This window comes from Ningiella algicola, assembly GCF_028401415.2.
Classification (GTDB): Bacteria; Pseudomonadota; Gammaproteobacteria; order Enterobacterales; family Alteromonadaceae; genus Glaciecola.
On the sequence record NZ_CP171821.2, the window covers coordinates 755,282 to 766,787 of the forward strand.

Annotated in this window: 14 protein-coding genes; all 14 read right to left on the minus strand. The window is 43.5% G+C overall.

Annotation, left to right across the window (positions count from 1 at the left end; translation table 11 throughout):
• Window positions 1-416: 416 nt before the first annotated feature.
• The 14 genes from PN836_RS03390 to PN836_RS03455 all read right to left on the minus strand — a co-directional run bounded on the left by PN836_RS03390 (window position 417) and on the right by PN836_RS03455 (window position 11,221).
• A complete protein-coding gene (locus PN836_RS03390) occupies window positions 417-941 on the minus strand; it encodes a gamma carbonic anhydrase family protein (protein ID WP_395343491.1) in 525 nt (174 codons plus the stop codon).
• 27 nt (window positions 942-968) lie between these two features.
• On the minus strand, window positions 969-1,832 hold the full coding sequence (locus PN836_RS03395; RefSeq protein WP_395343494.1) for an acyl-CoA thioesterase domain-containing protein: 864 nt from the start codon (window positions 1,830-1,832) through the stop codon (window positions 969-971).
• Window positions 1,833-1,877: 45 nt separating this feature from the next.
• A complete protein-coding gene (locus tag PN836_RS03400; protein WP_395343497.1) occupies window positions 1,878-3,737 on the minus strand; it encodes a protein kinase domain-containing protein in 1,860 nt (619 codons plus the stop codon).
• An 11-nt stretch (window positions 3,738-3,748) separates the two neighbouring features.
• Window positions 3,749-4,768 carry a 23S rRNA (adenine(2030)-N(6))-methyltransferase RlmJ gene (gene rlmJ / locus PN836_RS03405; protein WP_395343500.1) on the minus strand — a complete coding sequence of 340 codons (1,020 nt, stop codon included), beginning with the start codon at window positions 4,766-4,768 and terminating at the stop codon, window positions 3,749-3,751.
• Window positions 4,769-4,930: 162 nt separating this feature from the next.
• Window positions 4,931-5,290 carry an immunity protein YezG family protein gene (locus PN836_RS03410; RefSeq protein WP_395343502.1) on the minus strand — a complete coding sequence of 120 codons (360 nt, stop codon included), beginning with the start codon at window positions 5,288-5,290 and terminating at the stop codon, window positions 4,931-4,933.
• Window positions 5,291-5,294: 4 nt separating this feature from the next.
• A complete protein-coding gene (locus PN836_RS03415) occupies window positions 5,295-5,447 on the minus strand; it encodes a hypothetical protein (protein ID WP_395343505.1) in 153 nt (50 codons plus the stop codon).
• A gap of 21 nt (window positions 5,448-5,468) precedes the next feature.
• Window positions 5,469-5,816 carry a hypothetical protein gene (locus PN836_RS03420; RefSeq protein WP_395343508.1) on the minus strand — a complete coding sequence of 116 codons (348 nt, stop codon included), beginning with the start codon at window positions 5,814-5,816 and terminating at the stop codon, window positions 5,469-5,471.
• 107 nt (window positions 5,817-5,923) lie between these two features.
• Window positions 5,924-6,433, minus strand: coding sequence for an ankyrin repeat domain-containing protein (locus tag PN836_RS03425; RefSeq protein WP_395343510.1), 510 nt, complete (start codon window positions 6,431-6,433; stop codon window positions 5,924-5,926).
• A 5-nt stretch (window positions 6,434-6,438) separates the two neighbouring features.
• Entirely contained in the window at window positions 6,439-7,017 is a 579-nt protein-coding gene (locus PN836_RS03430) for a hypothetical protein (protein ID WP_395343512.1), read from the minus strand.
• Window positions 7,018-7,226: 209 nt separating this feature from the next.
• Window positions 7,227-7,910 (minus strand): GAD-like domain-containing protein, encoded by a 684-nt coding sequence (locus PN836_RS03435; protein WP_395343515.1) that lies wholly within the window; start codon window positions 7,908-7,910, stop codon window positions 7,227-7,229.
• A complete protein-coding gene (locus PN836_RS03440; protein WP_395343518.1) occupies window positions 7,907-8,356 on the minus strand; it encodes a polymorphic toxin type 15 domain-containing protein in 450 nt (149 codons plus the stop codon). Before PN836_RS03440 ends, PN836_RS03435 begins: the two co-directional genes overlap by 4 nt.
• On the minus strand, window positions 8,347-8,709 hold the full coding sequence (locus tag PN836_RS03445; protein ID WP_395343521.1) for a hypothetical protein: 363 nt from the start codon (window positions 8,707-8,709) through the stop codon (window positions 8,347-8,349). The genes PN836_RS03440 and PN836_RS03445 overlap by 10 nt, the downstream gene beginning before the upstream one ends.
• A gap of 185 nt (window positions 8,710-8,894) precedes the next feature.
• On the minus strand, window positions 8,895-9,245 hold the full coding sequence (locus PN836_RS03450) for an immunity protein YezG family protein (protein ID WP_395343524.1): 351 nt from the start codon (window positions 9,243-9,245) through the stop codon (window positions 8,895-8,897).
• A gap of 8 nt (window positions 9,246-9,253) precedes the next feature.
• Entirely contained in the window at window positions 9,254-11,221 is a 1,968-nt protein-coding gene (locus tag PN836_RS03455; RefSeq protein WP_395343526.1) for a DNA/RNA non-specific endonuclease, read from the minus strand.
• Window positions 11,222-11,506: the final 285 nt, after the last annotated feature.

Here is an 11,506-nt window from a genome sequence, read left to right on the forward strand (position 1 = left end):
GCAAATGCGCGTAAATGACCCCGCATTCTGTGGATAAAGCTGTGGAATCTCTGAGAAGAGCGGGTGAATAAACTGGTAAAACCTGTGTATAAACCTTTGACTAAGTATTTGTAAGCTATAAATTTTTAAGCGCTGTAAAATTCTTAGACAGCACTTATTTTTAACATTTTTACGAATTTTTTCAAAAACCTATTTATTTTTTGTTAATTTATGCGCTATAGTGATTGACCCAATACAGTTTTTGTAAACGCTTCTCCCTATCAAGGATAGATATACAGAAGATAGTAGTTGGAGTCTTGAGCGGGGCTCTATCATCTGAAGTTTGTTTTTAAGTTAGCGCACGGCTCAGCAATGAGCCATTCCCCTAAGCCTGGAACTTTATGTTCCGGGCCTTTTTCTTTTTGGGGAACCAAGTTTTAGCTATGTTGAACCTTTAATCCATTCATAAAGCGTTGCGCGTTTTGTTGATAGTGTTTAGAAGATGCTTCCAGATGGGACTGCTGTTCGACGCTAACTTGTTTCACGACCTTACCCGGACTGCCCATCACGACTGAGTTGTCGGGTACTTCCATGTTTTCAGTAATCAACGCGTTTGCGCCAATTACGCAATATTTGCCAATTTTCGCGCCATTTAGCACAACTGCATTAATACCAACGAGCGAGTAATCACCTATGGTACATCCGTGAAGCATGACTTTATGACCTATGGTCACGCCTTTGCCTATGATGAGTGGATAGCCATAGTCGGTATGCAAAACAGATAAATCCTGAACGTTGCTACCCTCTCCCACTTCAATCAGGTCGCAGTCGCCGCGAAGCACGCTGTTAAACCAAACGCTGCTATGTGCATGCAGCTTAACTTTACCCATTACATGGGCGCCTGGCGCGATATAAGCGCTCGAAGCACAATCTACAGTATCTTTGTCTAAGCTATACAACATCGTTATGTCCTTGGAACAGTATTAAACTTAGGTCTTTTGCACTTGCCTTAACAGACCTTCTTGCACCGATGACGCTACCAAAGTACCGTCTTTATCGTATATTTTGCCCTGTACTAATGCACGTCCGTTACCGGAAAATGGACTTTCCATTTCATACATTAACCAATCATCAAACTTAAACGGCTTATGAAACCACATTGCATGATCAATGGTGGCCATTCGTAATGACTTATCTTGCACTGCTAGACCATGGGCCTGTAAGGACGTCGATAGAAAATGATAGTCTGATGCATACGCCAGAGAAGCTTGATTCACCGTGATATCGTCACTGAGTGCATCGCGCCCTCTCAGCCAAATTTTGCGATTAGGCTCTCGCTTTTGTGCGATGAACGCTTGGCGCCCGCCAACACTTCGGATATCTAGGGGGCGATGATAACAAAGAGACGCTTTCATGCGCTCTGATAGTTTGTCGAGATTGTCGTCGTAGTATTGAATGTCAGGCATGACCTCGTCTGGCGATGGTACGCGTGGCATATTGGCGTGCTGATGCTCAAGCCCTGCCTCTCCAGCTTGAAAAGAAGCTGTCATGTAAAATATATTACGCCCGTTTTGTATTGCTTTTATACGCCGAGTTGAAAAACTTCCGCCGTCTCGCACCCTTTCCACATCGTAAACAACCGGTTTACTTGCGTCACCCGGTAACAGGAAATACGAGTGAAAAGAGTGGATTACACGACCACTTGGCACCGTTTTGTAGGCAGACATCACTGACTGTCCTAAGACCTGACCGCCATATAAGGCTCTATAGCCTAAATCCCATGAGTTTCCGCGATAGAGACCTGCTTCTAGTGTCTCTAAGTTAAAGAGATTTTCTAAGCTTACTTCTGACAAATTTCAACCCTTGTTATATCTGTAAAATCGCAGTAAAAAACGCGTTTAATCCATTTGATGAGGATTGCGAGGATAATAACGCGTTTCCAACACATGTTGGTATTCAAATTTGCGTGTGTCTTTATATGGTAGTTTCATAAAGCCAGAAATACCGAGTCCGTTAATGCTAGGCACTTGTTCAATAATGCTTGCAAGAAGCTTGTTAAACGCCGTCTCTTGGCTGTGGTCAAGTAATGTGTAGTAATTGTGTACTTTAAGGTGTTTCGGTAAGGCCTCGAAAATAATACATCCGGTATGGTGGATCGCATTTAGCGCTTTGATGCACTCCAGCAACTCACTTGGGAGTTTTAGCAGTTCATCTGGGTCGTCGCCATCTTCAAAGTAAGAGTGCATTCTGCTCTGATCTTCACTTATTGACACTTTACTCAGCTCATAAGGAATGGCAACGTTTTGCTCAGGCATAAATGGCGTATTTTCGTCATCGCGCTCGAAATGAAGGGTATTTTTTGCATTAAACATACAACTTTTGAAAATACCCGTTCGGCGAATTGCACGCGCCAGAATAATGAGATTATCCACTGAGCGGTCAAACGACACCTGAAGCGCAGGGTCATAAAGCTTTAGGCTAGAATCAACATAGATGCCATCTTCTTCCCAATGAATGGCCAAACCGCCTACGACTGGATACTTACCCAAACGGCTAACGGCAGAAATAAAGGCCTTTTCCGTTTCGCCCATGCCTTGAAGGTAGTTTTTGTAGTATCGCTCAAACTGCGCGTCATTCAAATAACGAAGCTCTTCAGAGTCGAAGCCCGATTGCTGGCGTAAAAACGATTTGCGTGAACTATACACCACCGTCTCAATATCTTTTTGTATACCGCTTATCCACGTTGGCAATAAACAAATTTTTTGATCCTCATGAACCGGCGCAAACACCATTCGCTTAAAGTGCTGATAGTTTGCAAACAGCCAATCACCCGCTTTATCACGTGTGTCTAAGTCGTCACTGAGCATTGCATGCAAGCACTCGGCTAAAGCCTGTGGAAGCCCTAAATTATGTGGCGTAATGACTTTTTTGCCAAAACGCGATGATTGACCGCTTGCTAGTGCATAGATTGTACTTGCCAAACCCTGCTCATCGAAACGAGGGGAGGACAGCGCGCCATTTAACTGCTCTTCACCGATAAAATAGACATCGCCCAAGCGTGCATTGGTTTGATGCAAATCTCCTGACATCAAATCCATCACGCTTTCGCCCACGTACTGGCGGTTTTCATCCACTTGTGCAAACACGCATGAGCCCCAGTCAATCAAGGAAAGCCGTTTGCTTTGTGGCTCCCATACAAGGTTTGAAGGTTTCACATCACCATGCACGATTGGCTTGAGCGTGCCGCCATCGCTGTGCGTACGGAGGTCGCTTAGGACCTCGCATAGCTGAACCAAAATACTGATCAACTCTGGAACAGGTAGTGGGCCATGCTGCAGCGAATATTGCTCCAAATCTAAACCTGGCGCACGCTGCATAACTAAAATAGACTGACGTTTAACCTTTTGAAATTCAATCAGCGAAGGTACTAAATGATGCTCAACGCGCCCTAGCATATATGCCTCTTCCTCTAGGCGGTCTTGAATGTGCTGAGGCAAGGTGACTTTCGAAAACTTAAATACGTGCGCTTCACCATTGGCCGATACGCCGCTAAAGGCAAACCCGAAAGCGCCTTTACCAATCAGTTCAACCTTGCTGTAGCCTAATTTAATCAGCTGCGACTCGCACAAGCCAAACCAATCTTTAAGCTTTTTCGCATCTTTATGTGAAAGCAAATATACCGACTGATCATCGGGAATATAGAAATGCTTAAGCGCCACATTATTCGCTTGTAAATCAGTTGCTGTTATATCGCTCATACTCAGCTCAGTCATGTTGAAACAACATACCATTGCGCACTAACGCCTGCCGTATAGTCGCGTTTAAAGTGTTTTGCACTCGCGTGTATTTCGCATTTCTTTTCAAGCAGTGACGCACTCAACAATGCTAGTACACTCTTCACGCTTTGTTCAAATTGGTAGGGAGGATTAATGATGCACATGCCGCTGCCATACATACCAAGCTTGTCACTGGCATCGCTTACGGCAAATTCAGCGCACAGCATTGCGCTATTGATGCGAGATGATGTATCCGCATTTTGGGTTGATAAAAACTGCTTAAAAGACTTGAACATCTGATCTGCCATGCCTGCTTTTGGATTATCTTCCAAGGCTTGAGTTTTGCGATTTATTCTACGAGGACTCAGCAGTGGATACCAAATCACAAAACAGCCGTTGGGCCATTTTAGCAATGCTTTTTGTACACTAGAACTCACATCTTGGTATTCGAGCGCCTGTTCGTAAGGCGGATCAATTATTACAAAGCCTCGATTAGGTTTTGGGGGCATTAGGGCATTGAGGATTTCAAAGGCATCACGCTGGTGAAAATGCGGCGTGGGGAGTGTTGTATTGCTCTGCGCAATGAGTTGTCGTATTGAGCGTCGAAGAATGGCAAATGTATTTGCCGACAACTCGTTTAAATGAACACTATCTTGCTCGCGCGCCAATTGATTCATTAAGGCGCATGAGCCCAAATAGATGCCTTGCTCGGCAAAATCCGCAATTAGTGATACATAATCATCAATGCCATCGGCACCCGTTGGTCTAATTTTAGCCTCTCGCCAATATGACAATAAAGTCTGAAAGGCTTGGATGTCGGCATTCGCTGGCAAGTTAGAAAGCTGGTATACCCCCTGACCTGCATGTGTGTCGAGCGCAAAAAAAGGCTTTGGTTTGGCTTTAAACTTTGCCAGTAGACATGACAACACGAGGTGTTTAAATACATCTGCGTGATTGCCAACGTGGTATATATGCTGATAGCTTAGCAAGGCTTTGCTTACCTCATTGAACATGCTGTGCACACATAAGCACAAAAAAATAAAGACCGTTGCTATGCTAAGTCAGCTTGCTTGGCATTACTAATGAAATCTTAGTTTCGAACCTAGTATTGATATGCACGGACAAGTATTGGTTTGTGGAACATTTACATTATGGCGCTACAGGGTGAATCGCCACTAATCCTCATTTGAAAGTCGTTCAATTTCATCTGCTAAGTCTTGGTCCCATTTAAAATCGATACTGAACTCGCCGTCGGGAAAAAGAGTAAATTTTGCACGATTCCAGTTATTGTCAGGATTCTCAGTAGTAACTTTATGAAGCTCATCAACGACCTCCATGATATTGTCGTCAAATTTTCTGAATTTGAACGATTTGAACGATTTGAACGACTTATCATCACATGTGTAGCCACCGCTAAATTTCATTGCGTCATCACCATAATACTCAATATCGAGCGAGCAACTTTCAAAAGATTTTATTTCACTATTGCTGATCATGTTTTTCGCAATTACTTCGTTTAATTGATCGAAAGTCACCGTTTCAACCCCCTGGTTTGTTTTTGAGCGGGATAAACTCCTCCACTCCGTCAATTTCGTAGAATATCTTAAACGCCTTTGGCCGTTTATTATCGCCATCAAAGATAGCATTAATCTCAACCTCCACCGTGTTCGGCGGGTCGCCTTTGTGTTTCAAATAAACACCTGAAATTAATCATTAATCCTCATTTGAAAGTCGTTCAATTTCATCTGCTAAGTCTTGGGCCCATTTAAAATCGATACTGAACTCGCCGTCTGGGAAAAGAGTGAACCTCGCACGGTTCCAGTTGCTGTCCGCATTTTTGGTCGTGATGGCATATATCGTCTCAAAATCGTCAAATATTTCACGATCAAAGCCTCTTAATTTAAATGAATTGAACTGTTTGTTGGTTAAGATATACCCACCCTTGATTCCGAACGAGTCGTCAGCCTCCCTTTCGAAATCAATATAAGCAGATATCCAATCTCCCACAATATTGCTATGCATATTCAATGCGATTTTCTGATAGACCTCTTCAAGTACCATTTTTTATCTTCCCGCTTTATTCTGTACTCTGCGTAATTCTTCATATTTCAAAAAGGCTGAAAAAGAACTTATTAAAGAAACTCGGAACTCTTGAGGGAAGTAAAAACTCAAAGTTGTAAACCTTTACTTTTATTATGCTCTATAAGCATGTTTACAATGTCCGTCCTGCCCCACTCTTTAGCAAATGCAAGCGCATCCATATTTTCCATAGTAGAGCCTGAATACTTAATGCTCGTGTCAATATTGGCATCTAATAGCATTTTAACAACATCTACATGACCATTATGAATTGCTGAAAACAAGGGGTTCTTTTCTGGTTCTGACGTGTCGAGGATCGCCCCTTTCTCTAAGTAGAATTTTACTAGTTCAGTATACCCTTCACTGGCTGCAGCATTGATCGGACCGGAATTTGAAACACCACCTTCAATGTTAACGTCGATTCCTTGCTCCAAAAGAAACTCCACACTTTCTTTTGCATTATGACGAGTTGCAATATGAAGCCAAGAGCCAAGAGGGGTAACTACATGTGTAATGTCAGGGTTCTTAGACAATAATTCTTTCAACAGCTTTACATCTTTGTTCTTTATGGCTTGAATAATTTGTTGTGGGATGGTCATTATACTTATCTCCTTTTTGCAGCAACTTCAGCTAATTCTTTCAATACTTCTACCATCTCATCTCTGGTACCAAAAAACTCGTCAGTTTCTTTCAGCTTGTCAATGACTTGTTGAAGCGCTTTTATATCGTGCTGTCCTTTTATGCGGTTTGGCGCCCATGCAAGATTCTCTTTCCCAAACAATGGATCGATATCGTACATTTTAAGGAGATCTTGTCCCTCTTTCACCAATGCCTGCTGTTTTGCACCTAAACCTTTTTTAAACAATATATGATGAGCATGTGGATCTAGCATAACTGCGAGTGGGTCACCAATACGTTTTCTAAGGAAAGCGCCGAAATCAGAGTTGTCTATATCGCGAACTTTTTTGACTTTACCTTCAAGCCCTAACTGCTTCTTAAGGGCAGTATTCGCATCAAGATTGTCCCCTTGCTTTAATGCAGGGTTTGTTTTCTTGCTCAGATTTTTACGCTTGAGTAACGTAGCTATTTTATTCAGTGCCGTATCGGCCGCGCCTGCGCCAGCGGTGAGCACGGCTAAAAGAATTTCAAAGGCTAGGATCCCGACCATGCGCTCTTTATCCACAATAGAATGCGCGTCAATATAGTCTTATGGGAAGGTGGCTATTTGTTTGAGCAGGGCTTTGTCATCTGCAATGGCGAGCAATAACTCAAAGGCTTGGGCTAAATCGCCGTGTTGTTTATTCCGCTGATGAGCTATCCAAGATTTCGAACAACATAATTATGAGGTAGATACTCTCAGCTATGATCTTCTCAGCCTAAAAATAAGCAATTTTAAAACGCCTTTGCAATCAGACCCGCTTCGTCCAGTAGCTCTTTTTGCCCGAAAGAAGCAAGCATGGAAAGTTGCACAAAAATATCCACTTTCGCCATATTATTGATGGAAGATGCGCCGCCTAAAAATACCGCAGGCTCGAAGGTGTACATTTCATTGTAATCCAGCGCGCCGAACTTCTTTTTGCAGCGTTCAAACAAAGGCTTGCCATTATCGTCATTGCGCTCTAACTCATCTGAAAACATCCCCGTACTGCCAAAAAAGAATTGAAGGGCGTCGTTTTCATTGCCGCTTGCAATTTCTTTTTCAGCCCCTTCGCTTTCGATAATCCATGCGAACGATGTTTCGATGGTATATTTTAAACCGCTTTTTTCTGCCCAAACAAAAAGCTCACCGAAGGCATTTCGCGCTATTACGTAGTAGTTGTCATCGTTTTCTATCGAGGTGCCTTCAAGCCACTGCGCCAAAATCTCATTGTAGTCGTCAGGGTTGACAATCCAAAAATAGCCATCTTTAAAGCCACAGAAGCCGAACTCTTTCCAGTATTCCAACAAACGACTAGGGAGCTTGTTTTCATACTTCTCCAGAACACTATCCGAGACCGGAATGGAGCTCGTCGGGCTGCCTAGATATCGGATAATTCGTCCAAATTGCTTATCTAGCTTAAAATCACTGTTCATCATTTGCACCTCTCTAATTCGATGTTCATTTTAGCATCTGGCCCAGAAGTGTTAAATGCCTCGAGTGCCGCAGCATCCATCTCGCCAATCCGCCCCCCCTTAGACCACTGCGACCCAAGCGAGGAATTTACGTGAGTATTGCCCATTTTTTTTATTTTATCTGGGTAGCCGCCAGCAATAATATCAGGGTCGTGAAGCGCCGCTAATTGAGACATTTGCTCTTTTACTTTTATTGAAGCCAATTTCTCTATTTCATCATCAGGCATATCGGGGAACTTTTTATCAAGGCTCATTAAAATAGAGCGCTTCATTTCTCTCCGCAATTTAGATCTAGCTGCGTCCTGAGCGGCTCCGCCACCTGTTAATATTCTGCGTGCTTTTTTATAACCATGCTCTTCGGTTAGCTCCTTTAACATGCGCCTATTATCTGAGTAGCGCCCTACAGACATCTTATTAATCCCATCTTGTTGAGCTTTAAGTTGCTTATAGAAAGTCTTTTCCAATTTCTTAGGATCATCTGCAAAACTTGCTTCAGTGCTGGGCTTGTTTTCTTGCTCAGTTTTTTGCGCTTGAGTAACTTAGCTATTTTATTCAGCGCCGTATTGGCTTTCAGTAAATATTTCGATTTACTCGCGGCCGATACCGCTGCACCTGCGCCAGCGGTGAGCACGGCTAAAAGAATTTCAAAGGCTAGGATCCCGCCGATATGCTCTTTATCCACAATAGAATGCGCGTCAATGTAGTCGTATGGGAAGGTGGCTATTTGTTTGAGTAGGGCTTTGTCATCTGCAATAGCGAGCAATAACTCAAAGGCTTGGGCTAAATCAGCGAGTTGTTTGGCCCTGTAGGCGAGTAAGCGTTCTAACTCTTATTTTGGTAACTGTAGTACTTATTTGTACAGGCTTATCGATAGACGTTTAAAGCTTTTCTAGCTCATCGCAGATTAATAGCTTGCGTTACCAACGCGATGTATACTAACCATCTAAGTCAGTCCTCATTGGCAAGGCGCTCAATTTCGTCAGCCAATTCCTGATCCCATTTGAAGTCTATTGTGAACTCGCCGTCTGGGAAAAGCGTGAATTTTGCGCGGTTCCAATTGTTTTTGGGGTTTTCGGTGGTGATTTGGTGCAAATCATGAAAGTTTTGAACTATCTTTCGGCTAAAATTTCGAAATTTAAACGAGGTAAAAAGGCCCTCTGGGGAGTCATAACCTCCACCGAGCTCAAGAGCATCAGAGCCATAATACTCAATGTCAAGGAATGCTCTTTTCCACTTTGAGCAAACAACGTTATCGAGCATACTTAACGATATTTCTTTATAAATTTCATCAATATTCATATCTATATCTATCCTCCAGGCTTATTTTCGAGTGGTAAGAACTTTTCAACTCCATCAATTTCATAAAAAATCTCGAAAGATGATGGCCGCTTACTGTTCCCGTCAAAAATAGCGTTAATCTCAACCTCCACCGTTTTCGGTGGGTCGCCTTTGAGTGCTTCAGCCCACTTGTTCTCCATGCGTTTCCATGCGCCTTTATTCAAGTTCCCATCCATTGCCGCATAGTTTATCTGCTCGCCTGGACCTTTGAATATGGAAGCAATTAAATGGCCACCTTCATCATCCGCTAAGCCATCTTTTATGCCGCCCTGCTCCCCTGCTTTGTATTGCTGATAAGTATTTCTATCCATTTTCTCTAAGTCAAGTTTACCAGTGACTTTAGTGACGCGTCCAAGCTCGTCGGTGTGATAGGTATAGGCGCCAACAATGTACTTGTGATTAGGAGTTAATTTACCATTTAAGGCTTTATTCCATCCACCTTTTGAGCCCGCTTCTAAAATGGTTTCATCGGGTGAGGTTTTGGGCACCACCTTCGGTTTATCCTCAAGCGCCAATTGCTTCTTAGGAGCAGTATTCGCATCAAGATTGTCCCCTTGCTTCAGTGCTGGGCTTGTTTTCTTGCTCAGTTTTTTGCGCTTGAGTAACTTAGCTATTTTGTTCAGCGCCGTATTGGCTTTCAGTAAATATTTCGATTTACTCGCGGCCGATACCGCTGCGCCTGCGCCAGCGGTGAGCACGGCTAAAAGAATTTCAAAGGCTAAGATGCCGCCCATGCGCTCTTTATCCACAATAGAATGCGCGTCAATGTAGTTGTATGGGAAGGTGGCTATTTGTTTGAGCAGGGATTTGTCATCTGCAATGGCGAGCAATAACTCAAAGGCTTGGGCTAAATCGCCGAGTTGTTTGGCGCTGTAGGCGAGTAAGGTCTCTAAATCTCGTTTTATGCCTTCAACATCGCCTGCGGCGAGCTTTTTAAGCACGTTAAAGGCGGCATCTCTTGCTTCTCCTCGTATTTCGCCCAGCAATACGGCTAAGTCGTATACGCCAACCACAAGATTTTTACCGCCTTCATACAATCCAGTGAGCTGCGCTCCTTTGCGGATAAAGTACTGGCTAATAAAGCTCTCTTGTTCAAAGATGGCATCTTCTCGTTCGGCAATCACTTTGACCTCAGCAATCATAGCGTCAAGTGCGCTTGAGAGTTCGGTTTTAAGCTGGGTAATTTCAGCGTCTATTGCATCGCTGTCGCTTACGTAGTTAATCTCACAGCTGCCCGTTGGCAACCCGCTTAAGCTGGCTTTGCCTTGGCTAAGCGTACCCGTGTGTTTGGTGCCGGCGCTGTCGATAACTTCAAAAGGAATATTATCCACAGGGGATTGGTCATCAAAGCAATAATCCAATTCAAGGTTGGCGGTGGCTTCTTCTGTGATTTCTTGCGTAGCTTCGCTACCTGGTGCAATTTCGTTGCCTTCAAAGCTATCTTCAGCTATCTCATCACCCAACACTTCACTGATATCCGATTTAGGCATTGATGCTTTAGACCAATAAAAGCCTTGCCGTAAATGCGTAAATTTACTTCTAGCAAACATGTACCTGCCCTGCAGGGAAGGATTTACTTCGTATTCTACATGTTCAGATGTTGGCGAGTCTTCGCTTGCTGTATCAGCGTTTTCACTGTTTTGATTTTCGCTCGGCTTTTTTGCAATAAACACGGGAGAAAACGGCATGTTGCTGTGGTGGTGCATCAGCACAATGTCGCCTTCGTTTATTGCTTTAATTAATTTATCAAAGGTGTTGCTGTCGCGCTGCGCCATGCGAAAGGCTGAAAAGCGCTTAATCACCTCATCGATACCGCGCACTTCAGGGTTGAACTTGTCTTTGTATGCACGAGTGACATAACTGACTGCCACAAAGGGCTGCTCTATTTTGCCGAGCTCGTGGGGCTTAACATCCGTTGTCCATTTTAGTGTCATCATGATGCATTGGCTCCTTGGCTTGCCATGCTGAGTATTCCGTTTTATTGAACCTTGCTGTTCTACCTAAAGCAGTTTAGATAGCATTATTCTGCTGCGCGACGAGGCCTTATTAACTGATAAATGCCATTCAACAATCGTGATTTGCAAAAGATACACCAGATTGGGCAATGATGCCGCTAATTATTGTAAGTACAACACGGATAAGGGCTCAAGGCCATATGTGAGTAACGAGGCTACTCCAAGGAAAGCAATACAGTTGGGTAATTGTGCGCTTTTCTGCTCACT

Excerpts from the sequence above, each read along its gene's own strand:
- PN836_RS03390 (WP_395343491.1), bottom strand. The coding sequence starts at position 941 with ATGTTGTATAGCTTAGACAAAGATACTGTAGATTGTGCTTCGAGCGCT.
- PN836_RS03400 (WP_395343497.1), bottom strand. The coding sequence starts at position 3,737 with ATGAGCGATATAACAGCAACTGATTTACAAGCGAATAATGTGGCGCTT.
- rlmJ (WP_395343500.1), bottom strand. The coding sequence starts at position 4,768 with ATGTTCAATGAGGTAAGCAAAGCCTTGCTAAGCTATCAGCATATATAC.
- PN836_RS03420 (WP_395343508.1), bottom strand. The coding sequence starts at position 5,816 with ATGGTACTTGAAGAGGTCTATCAGAAAATCGCATTGAATATGCATAGC.
- PN836_RS03425 (WP_395343510.1), bottom strand. The coding sequence starts at position 6,433 with ATGACCATCCCACAACAAATTATTCAAGCCATAAAGAACAAAGATGTA.
- PN836_RS03435 (WP_395343515.1), bottom strand. The coding sequence starts at position 7,910 with ATGATGAACAGTGATTTTAAGCTAGATAAGCAATTTGGACGAATTATC.
- PN836_RS03440 (WP_395343518.1), bottom strand. The coding sequence starts at position 8,356 with ATGTCTGTAGGGCGCTACTCAGATAATAGGCGCATGTTAAAGGAGCTA.
- PN836_RS03450 (WP_395343524.1), bottom strand. The coding sequence starts at position 9,245 with ATGAATATTGATGAAATTTATAAAGAAATATCGTTAAGTATGCTCGAT.
- PN836_RS03455 (WP_395343526.1), bottom strand. The coding sequence starts at position 11,221 with ATGATGACACTAAAATGGACAACGGATGTTAAGCCCCACGAGCTCGGC.